Here is a 16,104-nt window from a genome sequence, read left to right as displayed (position 1 = left end):
GTTCACACGGCGGATGCCATATCCCCGGCCGTCGGCGGTTCCGCCCCACTCCGCGAGACGGTGATCGACGCCGCTTTCGCCGCGAATTCGAGCGCCGAACGCCAGCCGCCGGCGTCGAGAGTGGACACGTCGCGGACCTCGTTCGAGTACAGCCACGCCAGCAACGCGCCCTGCACGGTGTCACCGGCGCCGATCGTGTCTACGACGGCGACTGGGCGTGACGGGACCTGGGCGATTTCCCCCGCCCGTGTGATGACGGACAACCCCTTCGCACCACGGGTGAGCACAACGGCGTCGACTCCACAAGAGGTCCAGACCTTTGCGGCTTCGACCGGATCGGCCCCTTCGGCGAGCCATTCCGTGTCGTCGTCGGAGATCTTGAGCAGGCGGACATGCGGCAGCCACGACTCGAACCGCGCCCGGTACGCCGCCGGGTCGGTGATCAGCGCCGCCCGGATGTTCGGGTCGAGGACGGTCAGGACACCGCGGGCGGATTCGCGGCGCAACACGGTTTCGTAGGTGCTCGCACCCGGTTCCAGCACCATGCCGAGGGTGCCGAGCGAGAGCGCCGTCACATTCTCCGGCAGTGGACCGGGATCACCGACCAGCCTGTCCGCGGTGCCCTCGGTGTAGAAGGTGTAGCGCGCGGAACCCTTCTCGTCGAGTGCGACCACGGCGAGCGTCGTCGGCTCGTTTCCCCTTTGCAGCAAGGCGGTGTCGACGCCGGAGGCGTGCAGCCGGTCCACCAGCGCGACCCCGAAACGGTCGTTCGAGACCCGCGAGAGGAAGCCCGTCGGCACGCCGAGCCGACCGGCGGCGAGCGCGACGTTGTAGGGACCACCACCCATCCGGGGCAGCAACGCGCGCAACCCACCGTCCACAGTGGAATCCAACGGTGCACCGGGAACGAGGTCGGCCAGCGCCTCTCCACCTACGACGATCACGGGCGCGATGCTAGCCGAGGCAGTGGTTCCACCACCAGAATTGTCATTTCAAGACAATTTCCGCGGGAGCCTCCCTCCATGCCCCCGCCGCCACCCTCAACGGAGACGCCGGCGCGTGCCAATCCCACTCAGAAGGAGTTCCGAAAGCGCGGTGAAGGCTTCGGCGTCGGTCACCCCGGCACGCTGCCCGACCACTCCGGTCTGGATTCCCTCGATGATCAATCCCGCCATTTCCGCGATCAGCCGCGCGTGCACCTCGCGAAAGACGCCGTCGGTGACGCCGCGGTCGATGAACGACCGGATCCGGGCGGCCGCCGCGCGGCTGTTGAGCTGATACGCGTCCCGCGCCGGCGCGAATTCCGCGATGTCGGTCATGAACGCGGCCGAGGCGCGATTCAGGTATTCGGCGATACCCGCGAGATACTCGCCGAGGATCTTGCGGGCGTCGTCGATCCCGGCGATCCGCTCCTCCAGCAGCTCGGCGGCGCCCTTGAAGAAATGGGTGACGACCTTCACCGCGAGCTGCTCCTTACTGGGAGCGAGCGCGTAGAGCGTCGACTTCGAGCAGCGCAACCTGGCGGCGAGGTCGTCCAGCGTGAATTGGGAGAAGCCTTCGGCGAGGAAGACCGCCTCAAGCTCCGAGAGCAGTGCTCTCTGGCGCGCGGTGGGCTGGCGGCGCGAGGTCATCGGCTCACTATCCCTTACGCGGATGGTGTCTTCCCAGCGCCTTCTACTGTACGCTGAATCAGCCCACAGTACTGTTTTGAGTACAGCTCAGCTCGGAGAAGTCATGCCTGCCGACCGTCTGCTGCCCAGCACCGAGGCCCAGGATCTGCTCGGCCTGGCCAAGGAGATCGCGCGGGAAGAACTCGCTCCGATCGCGAGCAAGTACGAAGAGACCGCACACTTCCCGCGCGAGCAGTTCCGCCTGCTCGGCAACGCCGGGCTGCTCGGCCTGCCGTACGCGGAACGCTGGGGCGGCGGCGACCTGCCGTACGAGGTCTACCTTCAGGTTCTGGAGGAGATCGCGGCCGCGTGGATGTCCGTCGGCGTCGGGCTCTCGGTGCATACCATGTCCTGCTTCGCGCTGGCGCACCACGGCACCGACGCGCAGCGCGACCGCTGGCTGCCCGACATGCTGGAGGGTGACCTGCTCGGCGCGTACGCGCTGTCCGAAACCCACGCCGGCTCGGACGCGGCCGCCCTCTCCACCCGCGCGCGGCTCGACGGCGACCGATACATCGTGAACGGCACGAAGGCGTGGATCACCCATGCGGGCGAGGCCGACTTCTACACGACCATGGTGCGCACGAGCGACGACGGCGGACAGGGCATCTCGTGCCTGCTCGTCGACTCCTCGACGACGGGCCTCTCGGCCGCGCCGCCCGAACGGAAAATGGGCCTCACCGGATCGACCACCGCTCAGCTGATCTTCGAAGACGCCGCCGTCGACACCGAACGGCTGGTCGGTGAAGAGGGCCAGGGACTGAAGATCGCGCTGTCGTCGCTCAGCTCCGGACGGCTGGGCATCGCCGCGTGCGCCGTCGGGCTCGCGCAGGCCGCGCTGGACGAGGCGCTCGAATACGCGAAGGGCCGCACGCAGTTCGGACGGCCGATCATCGAGTTCCAGGGCCTGGAGTTCCTGCTGGCGGACATGGCCGCGACCGTCGAGACGTCGCGCGCCATGTACCTCGACGCGGCCCGCCGCCGCGACCGCGGACTGCCGTTCCAGCGGCAGGCGTCCATCGCGAAACTCGTCGCGACCGACGGCGCGATGAAGGTGACCACCGACGCGGTGCAGGTCCTCGGCGGCGCCGGATACACGAAGGACTTCCCGGTGGAGCGGTACATGCGGGAGGCGAAGGTGCCGCAGATCTTCGAGGGCACGAACCAGATCCAGCGCATGGTGATCGCACGGGAACTACGGAAAGGCTGACTCTGAGCGCTGGTACGATCACCATTGGTCACTCAGGAGCCGTGAGACACTGTGGAAGACGTGAGGAGACGCTGTGACAGCCCTTCCCGACTCCACGGTCGGGTCGCACGGTGAACCAGGGTGGGCCATCCTGGATCACCTGCTGTCGGTCGCGGGATACGCGGCGCTCGGTGAGCCCGATTCCGGATTCACCGAGCTCGTGGAAGGCCGTCTTGTCCTGTCGCCGAGCCCCGAGAGGAGACACAACAAGGCGCTGTACGCCTTGGCCAGGCAACTGGAACCACAGCTACCCGATCACCTCGAGTTCGTCCAGGACATCGACGTCGATCTGGGACTGGTGCCGCCCGGCGAGCCGGGTTTCGCCCGGCGACCGGATCTGATCATCGCCCTCCGTGAGGCAGGTGAGCGGATCGACGAGGAAGATACGATGTACCACGCGGACGACGTCGTCGTCGTGGTCGAAATCGTGTCACCGGGCTCGAAGCGCACCGATTACGTGACCAAACACGGCGAGTACGCCGACGCGGGGATTCCGCACTATTGGATCGTAGATCTCAGCGAGCCCGTCTCCCTGGTCGCCTGCCACCAGGCGGGCGAACTCGGCTACCAGGACACTCCGGCCATGACCGGTGTCATCGCCGCCGCCGAGCCGTTTCCGGTGAAACTCGATCTCGATCAGCTTCTGGCCTAGCCGCTCGTAGTCAGTGCCCTGTCGGGCCGAACTGCTGCGGCGGTTGCTGTCGCGGCGGGTGCTGCTGCGGCCAGGCCCCCTGCGGCGGGTACGGCTGCTGAACGGCCTGCGCCGGCGGGCCGGGTCGGGGCGGCGGGTACTGCTGAACCGCCTGGTTCACATACGGCGGGTTTCCTTGCCACAGCGGAAATTCCGGCTGAGGCTGGCCTTGCCACCGCTGCCGCGCTTGCCACTGCGGCTGTCCACCTCGCGGCGCCGTCACACCGGCCCGCGACGCGCGCCGCTGCCCACGGATCAGCATCGTCGCGCCCAGCCCGGTCAGCGCGACGCCGACTCCACCCACCCACCCACCATGGTTCTTGAAGGCCCTCTCCCGGACTTCGGCACCCGCCTTCATCTGGTCGTAGGTCTCCGTACGGACGGTCCGGCCACCCTTGGTGGTCTCGCAGACGTCGCCGTACGACATGATCCTGCCGTCGCATTTGATGGCGCTCGAGTCTTCGGTCGCCCACAACAGGCAGACACCCAAGAAGCCGAACCCGATCACCAGGACAAGAACCCAGCGCTTCATGTGTTACACACCCTCCCCAGTGTGTCACACATGAGAGCACAGATGGGTCTGTCCTGGCAAGACCGAACTCAGCCCTCGCGGTACCGGCGTTCCTCGGTGACGCCGACTCCGGTCTCCTCGTCGAAGTGGTAGACCTCGCGCCCGCGCACGAACACCCGCATGGCCCGGTTCATCACGTCCAGCGGATCACCCGACCAGATGACCACGTCGGCGTCGAGACCCGGCTTCAGTGAGCCGACCTGGTCGTCGAGGTCCAGCATCGCGGCCGGGTTGACGGTCAGCGCCTTCAGCGCGGTCTCCGGGTCGAGGCCGTCCTTCACCGACAGCGCCGCCTGGTAGACCAGGAAGTTGATCGGCACGACCGGGTGGTCCGTGGTGATCGCGATCCGCACGCCCGCCCTGGCGAGGATGCCGGGGGCGCGCAGGGTGCGGTTGCGCAGCTCCACTTTGGACTTGGTGGTGAACAGCGGGCCGAGGATCACCGGCACGTCCCGCTCGGCGAGCAGGTCCGCGATCAGATGCCCTTCGGTGCCGTGGTTGATCACCAGTCTGTAGCCGAACTCGTCGGCGAGGCGGATCGCGGTGACCATGTCGTCGGCGCGGTGGACGTGCTGGTCCCAGAACAGCTCGCCGTCCAGGACCTTCGACAGGGTCTCCTTGGTCAGGTCGACGTCGAACGGCTTGCCCTCACCGGCGGCGTGGTCACGCTTGGCGGCGTAGTTGCGCGCGTCGGTGAACGCGTCGCGGATGGTCGACGCGACGCCGAGCCTGGTCGACGGCGTCTGCTTCTTCTCGCCGTAGACCCGCTTCGGGTTCTCGCCGAGCGCGCTCTTCACGCTGACACCCTCGGCGAAGATCATGTCGAGCACGGTCCGGCCCCACGTCTTGACGCCGATCGTCTGCCCGCCGATGGGGTTCCCCGAGCCGGGTTTGATGACGACGCTGGTGACGCCGCCCGCGAGCGCGTCGTCGAAGCCGGGCTCGTACGGGTCGATCCCGTCGATCGCCCGGAACCGGGCGCCGTTGGGGTCGGTCATCTCGTTGGTGTCGTTGCCCGACCAGCCTTCGCCGTCCTCGTGGACGCCGAGGTGGGCGTGCGCGTCGATGAACCCGGGCAGCACCCAGGCGCCCGCGGCGTCGATCAGTTCGGCGTCGTCGGGGACGTCGACGTCGGCGTCGGTGCCGACCGCGACGATCTTCCCGTTCCCCATGAGGACCGTGCCGCCTTCGATCGGCTCACCGTCGACAGGGACGACGTAACCACCGACGATGGCCTTGACCAATGCTTTGTTCGACATACTTTGACACGCTAACGAACTGGGCCGTCCTGGCGCACGCGGGGCTTTTCGAAGTGGACCAGTTCGTAGTGCTTCTCGGGCGTCCGGTGCGTTTCGACGTAGCCGAGCTTCGAGTACATCCGCAGCGGACCGGCGCTCAGCTCGCCGGTGAACAGGCGGAACACGGTCACCGGCGACGGCATCGCCGCTTCGGCGGCGAGCAGCAACGAGCTGCCGAGCCCGTGTCCCTGCCTGTCCGGGGCCACGACGAGCCTGCCGACCAGTCCGGCCGCACCGTCCACGACGATCCGGACGCTCGCCACCAGCCGTCCGGATTCCCTGATGCCCCAGGCGAAACACGCGGGATCGCCCAGGGCCTCCTTGGCCTGTTCGAGGGTCTCCAGCAGCGGTGGGAGGTCGAGGTTCCCGTGCGCCCTCGCTTCCGGGACGTAGGCCGCGAGCTGCAAGGTGAATGCTTCGCCCGCGTCCACGGGCCCCAGCCGGAGCGGCGACGGTGACGTCATCAGCGGACCCGGATTCCCCAGCTGCCGGTCCACGAGGAGGCGGGCTCCAGGTCGATCAGGTCGGTGCCGGTGTTGAGCGCGTCGGCGGGGCAGGTCATCGGCTCGATGGCCACGGCCCGGCCGCGGCCGACCAGGTCGTCCGGCGTGAACACCTGTGCCCAGTGGAAGTCCGGCCCCGCCCAGACCACCAGTTCCTGTTCCCCGTGCGAGAGGACGTGGTGGTGGTTGCCGTCTTCGGCGACGCTCAGCCCGCCGAACGCCGTGTCCAGGTCGACGCCTTCGAGCAGCTTGCCGGACCGGAAGTCGTACTCGGTCCCTTCGACGTCCTGCTCGTCGGCGTACGGCATCTGCTCGTCGCCGAGGTACGGCCGCACGCGGCTCGCGGGCAGCGTCAGGGTCAGCTCGTCGGTGGGCACGTCGCCGATACGGAAGTAGGGGTGCGTGCCGAGCCCGACGCCGATCGGGCTCTCTCCCTCGTTGCGGATCTCGTGCGTCACGACCAGTTCGCGCGGCGAGAGCTCATAGGTGATCGTCGCGCGCAGCGGCACCGGCCAGCCCTCCTGCGCCGGCACGTCGATGGCCAGGGTGATCGAGGACTCGGCGTGCTCGAGAAGCTCCCACTCCTCGTGCCGGGTCAGACCGTGGATCGCGTTGCCGCGCGCCTCCTCGGTGATCGCGAGCCGCTGCTTCTCCCCCTGATGCACCCACTGGCCGCCTTTGGTGCGGTTCGGCCAGGGCAGCAGCACCTGCCCCGCACCCTTCGGGGGCTTCTCGTCCGCGGCGAACGCCTCGACGTACGGCACCCCGCCGACCTCGAACGCGCGCAACCCGGCACCGATTTCGGTGACGACGGCGCGCGCGTTGCCGCGGGTGATCTCGAACTGCTCTCCGGTGGGATTGGCCATGCGGACGAGGTTACTGTGGGCGGAAGCCGCACATCCCCATCGCACTGGGCTTCTTCGAGTCGTACATGCGGACGGGAAAAACGGCACGACTGGACAACCAGCCCCGGCTGCGCGAACTTGTCAGTAACAACGGTGACGAGGTGTCGGTCTTCGCCGCGCACGACGTCACCGCCTTCGAACGGTTCGGCCAGAGGAGCAGGATATGAAGGTCCACCACCTGAACTGCGGCACGATGCGCGCCCCGGGAGGCAAGTTCCTCGACGGCCAGCCGGGTCTGCTGCGCCGCGCGGAGCTGGTGGCGCACTGCCTGCTCATCGAGACCGGCGACGGACTCGTGCTGGTGGACACGGGATTCGGCCGCCAGGGGGTGGCGCGGCCGGGCGCCTGGCTCGGCACGCCGTTCACGGTGATGGTCGGCGCGAAACCTGTCGAGACGGAAACGGCGGCCCATCACGTCGAAGCGCTCGGCCACGAACTGGAGGACGTGCGGCACATCATCTGCACCCACCTCGACGTCGACCACGCGGGCGGGCTCGCGGACTTCCCGAACGCCGTCGTGCACGTCCGCGCCGAGGAACACGACGTGGCGACCGCCCCGCGCAACGGAAGCGAGAAACTCCGCTTCCGCGCCAACCAGTTCGCGCACCGTCCACTGTGGAGCAAGTACGACGAGGCCGGCGACGAATGGTTCGGCTTCCAGGCGGTCCGTGAACTCAAGGGCCTGCCCTCGGAGATCCTGCTGGTGCCGCTCGCGGGACACACCGAGGGACATACCGGTGTCGCGGTCGACACCGGTGACGGCTGGCTGCTGCACGCCGGCGACGCGTACTTCTTCCACGGTCAGCTGGATCCGGTGAAGCCGCACTGCCCGCCGGGGATGACCCTGTTCCAGAACATGGTGCAGACGCTGCGCCAACCGCGACTGGAGAACGTCGAGCGGCTGCGCGAGCTGAGCCGGGAACACGCTGACGAAATCACCGTGTTCTCGGCCCACAGCCCGGTCGAGTACCAATCGCTCAGCCGTGGCTAGCGCAGGTCAGCCGATCGGCGGCTCGAGGGGCTGCCGGTCCTCCTCGCGGTGCGTCGCCCGCATGACCAGCCAGTTGATCCCCCACAACACGATGCCGACGCCGAGCAGGATCGCCGCTACCTTGTAGTCACGGGCGGGCCGCCCGGACAACGGGGTCACCAGGTAGACACAGAAGATCGCGGCCAGCACCGGGATGATCGTCGGCGCGCGGAAATGCTTGTGCGCCGACTTCTCCTTGCGCAGCACCAGTACCGCGACGTTGACGATGGCGAACACCCCCAGCAGCAGCAACGCCGTCGTACCGCCGAGCACGCTGATGTCCACAAAGGACACAAGGCCGATGGCGATGACGCTGGTGAACACGATCGCCACCCACGGGCTGCGGCGGAACGGGTGCACCGTGCCCAGCTGCTTCGGGATGATCCGCTGGTTCGCCATGCCGTAGAGCAGGCGGCTGGCCATCAGCATGTTGATCAGCGCGGAGTTGATGACCGCGAAGAGACCGATCGCGGAGAAGACCTCACGCGGGAATCCGGGGGCGCCGACGTCGAGCACCTTCAGCAGCGCGCTGCTCTTGGCGGCCTCCAGTTCGTCGGCGGGCACCAGCAGCGAAGAGGTGACGGAGACCAGGATGTAGATGGTCGCGGCGATGACCATGCCCCACAGCATCGCCTTCGGAAAGATCCGGATCGGGTCCTTGCACTCCTCGGCCATGTTCACCGAGTCCTCGAAGCCGACCATCGCGAAGAACGCCAGCGAGGTCGCCGAGGTGATCGCCACCAGCATCGTCTGGTTCTCGGTGTCGAACTCGACCAGCCGCGACGCGTCCCCGTTGCCGTTCAGCACCGCCCACACGCCGACCCCGATGATGATCAGCAGGCCGCCGATCTCGATGCAGGTCAGCACCACGTTGGTCTTCACCGATTCGGAGACCCCGCGGAAGTTGATCAGCGCGAGGCCGATCACGAACAGGATCGCCACCAGCGGCATCGGCGCGGTGATGAACTCGGCGAGATAGGTGTCTCCGAAGGCCTTCGCCGCGGACGAGGCCGACGTGATCCCCGAGCACATCACCGCGAACGCCACCATGAAGGTGAGGAAGCGGATCTTGAACGCCTTGTGCGTGTACAGCGCCGCACCCGCCGCCTGCGGGTACTTGCCGACCAGTTCCAGATAACTGAACGCGGTCATGATCGCGACCACGAACGCGATCAGGAACGGCAGCCACAGCGCCCCGCCCACCCGGCCGGCGACCTGCCCGGTGAGCGCGTAGACGCCCGTCCCGATGATGTCCCCCACCACGAAGAACAGCAGGAGCTTGGAACCCATGACCCGGTTGAGGCTCGGTTGACCGGCCGGACCGGTCTGTTCTGTTGTCGTCGTGTCCGCCATGCGGCAAGAGTGTGCCGCATCACCTGTGTGGCCGACAGTCCGGTTTGGTCAGTTCTTCGTCACGGGTTGGCGAAGCGCGGATCTGGTAAATCGGTCAGTTGGCGTCGACCGCGGTCTTCACCAGCGGCGTCATCATCTCCTGGGTCATCTTCGTCGGCCCGGTGTAGTTGACCAGCACCGGAACGTCGCTCACGAGTTCGGCCGCGGCCAGCGTCGCGGTCTTGTTCTCGTCGACGTAGTAGAGCGCGCCCTCGCCGACACCGGCGACGTCCTTCGCGCCCGGCTTCGCCTTCTTCAACGCCGCGACCATTTCCGCGGGCTTGATCTTGTTGCCCTCGAAGCGGGTCACCGCGAGCGCGCCGATCTGTTTGCCGGCCGCCGAGTAGACGCAACTCTTGGCCTTGCCGCCGTTGGCGGCGTTGTCCTGTACCGGTCCCGGCGCCGACGTCACACCTTCGAGGGAAACCGCTTTCCCGACGGCCTCGGCGGGCAACAGCGCGCACGGCTCCTTCGCACCGGTGCCACCGGTGGGCACGGCCGAGGAACTCGGCGCGGCGGAGGGAGCGGGAGCCTGGCTCGACGGCTTGGCCGCGTCGTCCGATTTCTGGTCCCCGGACGAGCAGGCGGTGACGGTCGCGATGACAGCGGCGAACAGGATGATCGCCCGTGAAATACGCATGGGCCCGACGATAGCCCCGGCCGGTCAGCCCACCGGGGCCCGGTACCGCCGGAAGGACGGGATCAGGAACGCCGCCGCGATGACCAGCACGATGACCAGCACCCCGCCGCCGGAGGCCGCGGCGGCCGTGCCGACCCCGGCGGCGGCCCAGCCGTGAGTGAGGTCGGCGATCCGCGGGCCGCCCGCGACGACCACGGTGAACACGCCCTGGAGCCGGCCGCGCATCTCGTCGGTGGTGGCGACCTGGAGGATCGACATCCGGTAGATCGCGCTGACCATGTCGGCGGCCCCGGCGAGCGCCATGAAGAAGACCGCGAGCCACAGCGAATTCGCGAGCCCGAAGCCGACGATCGCCCCACCCCAGACGCAGATCGAGACGATCACGCCGACACCCTGCTTCTGGATTTTCGTCAGCCAGCCGGAGAAGAGGCCGATCAGCATCGCGCCCGCCGGGAGCGCGGCGTAGAGCCAGCCCAGCGCCGGGCCGCCGCCGGGCGGGTCGCCGAAGGTGCGCTCGGCCATCTCCGGGATCAGCGCGCGCGGCATGCCCGCGACCATCGCGATGATGTCGACGAGGAACGAGGCCAGCAGGATCTTCTGCGTCGCCAGGTACTTGAAGCCGTCGATGATGTCGCGGATCCCGGCGCGGCGCGCGATCTCACCGAGCGGCGGGATGGGGGGCAGCTTCCAGACCGCTACGAGGGTCAGGGTCAGCGCGATGACGTCGATCAGGTAGAGCGTCGAGAGGCCGAGGATCGGGATCAGCGAACCCGCGAGCAGCGGGCCGAAGACCGCGCCGAAGGTGGCCATCGTGCTGCTCAGCGCGGTCGCGGGCGCGATCAGGTTGTCCGGCACCAGCCGCGCGACGACGGCGCCGCGGGTCGGCATGTTGATCGCGAAGAACGCCTGGTTGACCGCCAGCAGGGCGAGGACGAGCCAGACCGAGCCGATGTTCAGGAACGCCTGGAGCCACAGGACCCCCGAGGTGGCGGTGACCCCGACGTTGGTGACGAGCAGGAGTTTGCGGCGATCGACGGCGTCCGCGATCGCGCCGCCCCAGAGGCCGAAGACGAGCAGCGGGATCAGGGCGACCAGACCGGTCAGGCCGACGTAGGCCGACGAACCGGTGAGGTCGAAGACCTGTTTGGGGACCGCGACGGCGGTGAGCTGGCTGCCGACGGCGGTGACCGCGGTGGACAGCCAGAGACGGCGGAACGCGGGGATCTTGAGCGGCCGGGTGTCGACGACGATCGAGCCGAACAGCTTGCGGACACCCTTACGCTGTTCAACCCCCACGTCGTCACCCACAACCCGGTAGCTTAGCCGCGCTAACTAACCAACCGCGCGCGATTTACGTCACCCGGCTGGCGCGTGAAGGCCCCCTTCCCTCGGCTGAGCCGAGAAAAGGGGGGCCTTCACGCGAGTAGAGCTACGGCGCGACGCGCTCGATTCGCCAGCCGTCGTCGTTGCGGACGTAGCGGAGCCGGTCGTGCATGCGGTCCTCACGGCCCTGCCAGAATTCGACGTAGTCGGGCCGGATGCGCCATCCGCCCCAGTGCGGCGGGAACGGGATGTTCTCGACGTCGGCGAAGCGGCGCTCGATGCCGTGAAGCGCGGTCTCGAGGGCGCGGCGGCCGTCGACGACGCGGGACTGCGGCGAAGCCCAGGCGCCGAGCTGCGAGCCCCGCGGGCGGGAGGCCCAGTACTCGGCGGTCTCGGCGACGTTGACCTTCTCGACCTCGCCGCGCACGTGGACCTGGCGTTGCAGGGCGTACCACGGGAAAGTGACCGACGCGTAGCGCGTCGCCGTGAGGTCGTGGCTCTTCGTGGACGTGTAGTTCGTGTAGAACACGACGCCGCGCTCGTCGAGGCCCTTGCACAAGACGGTGCGGGAGGACGGCCTGCCCTCCGGATCGGCCGTGGCCAGCACCATCGCGTTCGGTTCGGCGATCCCCGCGGAGACGGCCTGGTTCAGCCAGTCTTGCAGCTGGACGGTCCAGGTCTCCGCCAGCGCGGACTCGTCGAAGGCCGCGCCTTCGTAGGCGACCCGCATCCCGGGCAGGCGTACGACGGCGTCGTCTCCGCCGACAGCGCCATCTTTGATCTCCGGCATCATCCGCCAAACCTCCGTACCCGGTCAGGGCATCTGTGACTTCGGCTTTGCCGCCGACGGTATTGCCTGGAAGGCGGCGGCGAAACCCACTGAACGGTGACACCGGACACCCCTCGCCGATCATCGGTGTGCAACCGCCGGACCGCAAGCCGTCACCTTCTGCTCACCTGCCGGCCCCTGATCGATCAAGGTCGGTCCTGGCGGCTTGAAGTGAGCTACAGGGGCGTTCGCGGCTCCCACCGTCCTCGCCACTCACGACTCCACCAGTTCACACGAACTTGTTCTTCGAAAATCGACGGCCCTCCCGCAATTCCCCGCCCCTTTTCTTCCGCGATTCCGGATAATTGATTACGACATTCGGCCCATCACCCACTCGCGCCGCACGAGGATCCGGTCTAATTCTGTCGGACGATAGAAATTATCCTCGCGACACATAGCCACGAGATGCGCCTAGACCGTGAGCGGGAGAACACGGCGAAGGCCACTCCCGGGACGGTCGAAATCCCGAAATCGGCCTTCGCTTCCCCGGTGTCGCGCTGTCAGTTCGTGACGACGAACTCCGCGCGGACGATCCAGCCCCAGCAGTCGTACGACGCCGTGTACCGGCCCGGCACTGTCCCTACCGGACCGTCGCCCCGCAACGCGACACCGATGCCGCCGGTGCCGCCGTCTCCCACCACCCGCAGGGGAATCGGCGCGGCGAGACCGTCGGCGGTGAGTGTCGTCGCGAGTTCGCCCGCCCCTGACGGGCGCAGGCAGTAGATATCCGCGATGACCGTCCCACCTGCGACGATCGCGGCCGGGGCAAGGACCAAACTGGACGGTCTGGTCGCGTTCGCCTGTCCCGCTCCGAGCACCGTGGCCACCAACGCCGCCGCCGCGGCACACAGCGCGGCCGAACGAATCTTCATCCTCTGCTCCCTCCCGAAGACCGGCGAAATTTTCACCCGCCACCCGGAGGACGCACGCCGCCGCACCCGGGGTTGCCCACCTGCCGAGACGCCGCCCGAAGGGGCGAGCGGCATCCGGTTAGCAGAATGTGACAGGAATTCGGGCAAGAGCTGATGATCACACTAGGTAGGCCTTGCGCCACTCGATAGGATCGCCGCCGAGGGCAACGGGGTGATCACCTCTATCCAGTGTGTTCAGAGGTTTCGGAGGGGATGGCCGGGTGTGCGGTCGCTCCATCCGCTATTGCCGGCCGGACTCCCGCGAGGGGGCACGACACCGGTCGATCACTCCTGCGCTCGAGCCGCCGGAACTTTCTACGACCTTGTTACTCCCCTTCCCCAGGAGTGCGTTGTGATTTCCCGTTCCCGCCGTGTCATGACGGCGTTGTTGTGTGCACTTTCGCTGGCTGGTGTGACGGCCCTTTCGGCCTGTTCCGACAGCACGGCCGCTTCCGGCGCCAAGGTCACCATCGGTTACAGCGCGTGGCCGGGCTGGTTCCCGTGGGCGGTGGCCCAGGAGAAAGGCCTCTTCGAGAAGAACGGCGTGACTGTCGACCTGAAGTGGTTCGACAGCTACACCGAGAGCATCAACGCGCTCTCCTCCGGCGCGATCGACGCGAACAGCCAGACCCTCAACGACACGCTCGCCTCGGTCAGCGGTGGCGCGAAGCTGTCGGTCGTCCTGGTCAACGACAACTCGACCGGCAACGACAAGATCATCGCCCGGCAGGGGATCACCGGCGTCGCCGACCTCAAGGGCAAGAAGGTCGCCGTCGAGCAGGGCACCGTCGACCACTACCTCCTGCTGCTCGCACTGCAAGAGGCGAAGCTGACCGAGAAGGACGTCGAACTGGTCCCGCTGCTGACCGACGCCGCCGCGGCCGCGTTCGTCGGCGAGCAGGTCGACGCCGTCGCCGCCTTCGCACCCTTCACCTCGAAAGCGCTCGAGCGCCCGGGCAGCCGCGCGATCGCGACTTCCGCCGAGTTCCCCGGCGCCATCCCCGACCACCTTGTCGTCTCCGAGCAGATGTCGAAGGAGCGCAAGAAGGAGGTCCAGGCACTGGTGACCACCTGGTTCCAGACGATCGACTGGATCAAGCAGAACCGGGACGAGGCCGTGCGGATCATGGCGAAACGCGGCGCCGTGTCGATCGAGGAGTACAAGAGTTACGACGCGGGCACCACGATCTTCACCAAGCAGCAGAACCTCGACGCGTTCACCCCCGGCGTCACCCCCGCCCACCTGAACTTCCAGGCGGGCAGGATCGCCGACTTCATCATCTCCAACGGCCTCGCCCAGAACCGGCCGAACTTCGACGGGCTGTTCGACGACCAGTACGTCAAGGCGGTGAAGTGAGCACCACGGACGCGGCGAGGCAGGCCGCTCAGCGGACGGACGCCGCTGACGAGGCCGAAGCGCGGCTTCTCGACGACGAGCAGCGGCTCGCCGAAGCGCAGGAAGACCGTCGCCGGGGCGGCGCGCGACCGGACTGGTCGCCGCTGCCCCGCCGGGCGGGCCTCAAGCCGAACGCCTCCCCGCTGTTCTCGCTCCGGACACCGATCCCCGCGCGCTGGCGGTGGACGCTGGCGGTGGCCTCGTTCGCGATCCCGCTGCTGATCTGGGTGACGCTGAACGCGCTGGGCACCATCAAGCCGACGTTCCTGCCGACCCCGGTCGCGGTGTTCGACGCGCTGCTCAAGATGATCGAGTCCGGCGAACTGTTCAGCGATCTCTGGGCCACCACCCAGCGGGTACTGCTCGGTTTCGGGCTCGCGGTGATCGTCTCGATCCCGCTCGGCATCGTGATGGGGACGTTCAACGCCGGGCTGGCGCTGTTCGAACCGGTCATCGCGATGCTGCGCTACCTTCCGGCGAGCGCGTTCATCCCGCTGCTGATGATCTGGCTCGGCCTCGGCGAGCCGTCGAAGGTCGCGGTGCTGTTCCTCGGCACGGTCTTCTTCAACACGCTGATGACGGCCGACGCCGTCCGCGGGGTGCCGCGTTCGCTGATCGACGTGTCGTACACGCTCGGCGCGCGGCGCGGCGAGGTCCTGCGCAAGGTGATCGTCCCGCACGCGCTGCCCGGCATGATCGACGCGACCCGCGTCAACGCCGCCGCCGCGTGGAACTTCGTGGTGGTCGCCGAATTGATCAACGCCACCGCCGGGCTCGGCCTGCGGATCATGCGGGCACAGCGGTTCACCCAGACCGACCGGATCTTCGCGCTGCTGATCGTGATCGGCCTCCTCGGCCTGGTCATCGACGTCGCACTGCGGCAGCTGCGGTCCAGGGTCGGGAAGTGGGCGGCGTGACGCTTGAGCTGAAGGCCGTCGCCAAGGACTACACCGTTCGAGGCAAGACAACCCGGGCCCTCGACGGGATCGACCTCGACGTCGCGCGCGGCGACTTCGTCTGCGTGGTCGGCGCGAGCGGGTCCGGCAAGTCGACCCTGCTTTCGCTGATCGCCGGGCTGGCCGAACCGACCGAGGGCCTGATCACCCTCGACGGCGACGCCGTGACCGGACCGGGCCCCGATCGCGGGCTGGTGTTCCAGCACGGGGCGCTGTACCCGTGGCGCACGGTGGAGAGCAACGTCGCGTTCGGACTCGAACTGCTCGGCATCGACAAGGCCGAACGCGCGCGCCGGATCGACTGGTATCTCGAAGAGACCGGGCTCGACGGGTTGCGGAAGTCGTTGCCCAAACAGCTTTCCGGCGGCCAGAAGCAGCGGGTCGCGATCGCGCGGGCGCTGGTGTGCGAGCCCGACGTGCTGCTGCTGGACGAACCTTTCGGCGCGCTGGACGTCCAGACCAAAGAGGACATGCAGGTCCTGATCCGCCGGATCTGGACCGACACCGGCACCACGGTGCTGATGGTGACCCACGACGTCGAAGAGGCCGTGTTCCTCGGACGGCGCGTCGTGGTGCTGGCCTCGGACCCCGGCCGGGTGGCCGCCGACATCGTGGTCGACCTGCCCGGCGAACGTGACCTCGCGGTCAAACGCGCGCCCGAGTTCCTCGCGTTGCGCGCGTCCATCGAAGACCTCGTCCGGGAGCAGCACCGCGGGCACCTCGGGCGGGGCTGAGAAGAA

18 protein-coding genes are annotated in these 16,104 nt (G+C 67.9%); 7 read left to right on the top strand and 11 right to left on the bottom strand.

Features of this window, described 5'->3' with window-relative positions:
• Positions 1–2: 2 nt before the first annotated feature.
• Positions 3–944 carry a carbohydrate kinase family protein gene (locus BS329_RS10815; protein ID WP_076158835.1) on the bottom strand — a complete coding sequence of 314 codons (942 nt, stop codon included), beginning with the start codon at positions 942–944 and terminating at the stop codon, positions 3–5.
• A gap of 96 nt (positions 945–1,040) precedes the next feature.
• The gene (locus BS329_RS10810; RefSeq protein ID WP_076158832.1) at positions 1,041–1,631 is read right to left on the bottom strand and encodes a TetR/AcrR family transcriptional regulator; all 591 of its coding nucleotides are present in this window, start codon (positions 1,629–1,631) and stop codon (positions 1,041–1,043) included.
• A 103-nt stretch (positions 1,632–1,734) separates the two neighbouring features.
• Between BS329_RS10810 and BS329_RS10805 the strand changes: the two genes are divergently transcribed.
• Together BS329_RS10805 and BS329_RS10800 are read left to right on the top strand one after the other, a co-directional pair.
• On the top strand, positions 1,735–2,880 hold the full coding sequence (locus tag BS329_RS10805) for an acyl-CoA dehydrogenase family protein (RefSeq protein ID WP_076158830.1): 1,146 nt from the start codon (positions 1,735–1,737) through the stop codon (positions 2,878–2,880).
• 73 nt (positions 2,881–2,953) lie between these two features.
• Positions 2,954–3,571: a Uma2 family endonuclease gene (locus tag BS329_RS10800; protein WP_084749565.1), complete on the top strand. Its 618-nt coding sequence runs from the start codon at positions 2,954–2,956 to the stop codon at positions 3,569–3,571.
• A 10-nt stretch (positions 3,572–3,581) separates the two neighbouring features.
• Here BS329_RS10800 and BS329_RS10795 read toward each other — a convergent pair whose 3' ends face one another.
• The 4 genes from BS329_RS10795 to BS329_RS10780 form a co-directional block, all read right to left on the bottom strand.
• Positions 3,582–4,142: a hypothetical protein gene (locus BS329_RS10795; protein WP_076158827.1), complete on the bottom strand. Its 561-nt coding sequence runs from the start codon at positions 4,140–4,142 to the stop codon at positions 3,582–3,584.
• Positions 4,143–4,210: 68 nt separating this feature from the next.
• Positions 4,211–5,440 (bottom strand): amidohydrolase, encoded by a 1,230-nt coding sequence (locus BS329_RS10790; protein WP_076158824.1) that lies wholly within the window; start codon positions 5,438–5,440, stop codon positions 4,211–4,213.
• Between the two features lie 11 nt (positions 5,441–5,451).
• On the bottom strand, positions 5,452–5,943 hold the full coding sequence (locus tag BS329_RS10785) for a GNAT family N-acetyltransferase (RefSeq protein ID WP_076160151.1): 492 nt from the start codon (positions 5,941–5,943) through the stop codon (positions 5,452–5,454).
• Positions 5,943–6,848 (bottom strand): aldose 1-epimerase family protein, encoded by a 906-nt coding sequence (locus tag BS329_RS10780; protein WP_076160154.1) that lies wholly within the window; start codon positions 6,846–6,848, stop codon positions 5,943–5,945. Before BS329_RS10780 ends, BS329_RS10785 begins: the two co-directional genes overlap by 1 nt.
• Positions 6,849–6,913: 65 nt before the next feature.
• Between BS329_RS10780 and BS329_RS10775 the strand changes: the two genes are divergently transcribed.
• Together BS329_RS10775 and BS329_RS10770 are read left to right on the top strand one after the other, a co-directional pair.
• The gene (locus tag BS329_RS10775) at positions 6,914–7,054 is read left to right on the top strand and encodes a hypothetical protein (RefSeq protein ID WP_244197101.1); all 141 of its coding nucleotides are present in this window, start codon (positions 6,914–6,916) and stop codon (positions 7,052–7,054) included.
• On the top strand, positions 7,051–7,878 hold the full coding sequence (locus BS329_RS10770) for an MBL fold metallo-hydrolase (RefSeq protein ID WP_076158822.1): 828 nt from the start codon (positions 7,051–7,053) through the stop codon (positions 7,876–7,878). Before BS329_RS10775 ends, BS329_RS10770 begins: the two co-directional genes overlap by 4 nt.
• Before the next feature lie 6 nt (positions 7,879–7,884).
• On the opposite strand, the gene BS329_RS10765 is transcribed toward BS329_RS10770, so the two are convergent.
• The 5 genes from BS329_RS10765 to BS329_RS10745 all read right to left on the bottom strand — a co-directional run bounded on the left by BS329_RS10765 (position 7,885) and on the right by BS329_RS10745 (position 12,973).
• Positions 7,885–9,270: an APC family permease gene (locus tag BS329_RS10765; protein ID WP_076158819.1), complete on the bottom strand. Its 1,386-nt coding sequence runs from the start codon at positions 9,268–9,270 to the stop codon at positions 7,885–7,887.
• A gap of 94 nt (positions 9,271–9,364) precedes the next feature.
• On the bottom strand, positions 9,365–9,949 hold the full coding sequence (locus tag BS329_RS10760; RefSeq protein WP_076158817.1) for a DUF3558 domain-containing protein: 585 nt from the start codon (positions 9,947–9,949) through the stop codon (positions 9,365–9,367).
• Between the two features lie 24 nt (positions 9,950–9,973).
• The gene (locus BS329_RS10755; RefSeq protein WP_076158814.1) at positions 9,974–11,257 is read right to left on the bottom strand and encodes an MFS transporter; all 1,284 of its coding nucleotides are present in this window, start codon (positions 11,255–11,257) and stop codon (positions 9,974–9,976) included.
• A gap of 121 nt (positions 11,258–11,378) precedes the next feature.
• Positions 11,379–12,065: a pyridoxamine 5'-phosphate oxidase gene (gene pdxH / locus BS329_RS10750; RefSeq protein WP_076158811.1), complete on the bottom strand. Its 687-nt coding sequence runs from the start codon at positions 12,063–12,065 to the stop codon at positions 11,379–11,381.
• A 536-nt stretch (positions 12,066–12,601) separates the two neighbouring features.
• On the bottom strand, positions 12,602–12,973 hold the full coding sequence (locus BS329_RS10745) for a hypothetical protein (RefSeq protein WP_076158808.1): 372 nt from the start codon (positions 12,971–12,973) through the stop codon (positions 12,602–12,604).
• A 391-nt stretch (positions 12,974–13,364) separates the two neighbouring features.
• On the opposite strand from BS329_RS10745, the gene BS329_RS10740 reads away from it, so the two are divergent.
• Genes BS329_RS10740 through BS329_RS10730 form a run of 3 tightly spaced genes read left to right on the top strand, consistent with a single transcriptional unit; the run spans position 13,365 to position 16,098 of the window.
• Entirely contained in the window at positions 13,365–14,369 is a 1,005-nt protein-coding gene (locus tag BS329_RS10740; RefSeq protein WP_084749563.1) for an aliphatic sulfonate ABC transporter substrate-binding protein, read from the top strand.
• Complete coding sequence (locus tag BS329_RS10735) at positions 14,366–15,325, top strand: ABC transporter permease (RefSeq protein ID WP_076158802.1); 960 nt, start codon at positions 14,366–14,368, stop codon at positions 15,323–15,325. Before BS329_RS10740 ends, BS329_RS10735 begins: the two co-directional genes overlap by 4 nt.
• Positions 15,322–16,098, top strand: coding sequence for an ABC transporter ATP-binding protein (locus BS329_RS10730; protein ID WP_076160147.1), 777 nt, complete (start codon positions 15,322–15,324; stop codon positions 16,096–16,098). The genes BS329_RS10735 and BS329_RS10730 overlap by 4 nt, the downstream gene beginning before the upstream one ends.
• Positions 16,099–16,104 lie beyond the last annotated feature (6 nt).

This window comes from Amycolatopsis coloradensis, from assembly GCF_001953865.1.
Classification (GTDB): Bacteria; Actinomycetota; Actinomycetes; order Mycobacteriales; family Pseudonocardiaceae; genus Amycolatopsis; species Amycolatopsis coloradensis.
The sequence above is the reverse complement of the archived record's forward strand: the minus strand, read 5'-3'. Positions and strand labels throughout refer to the sequence as shown.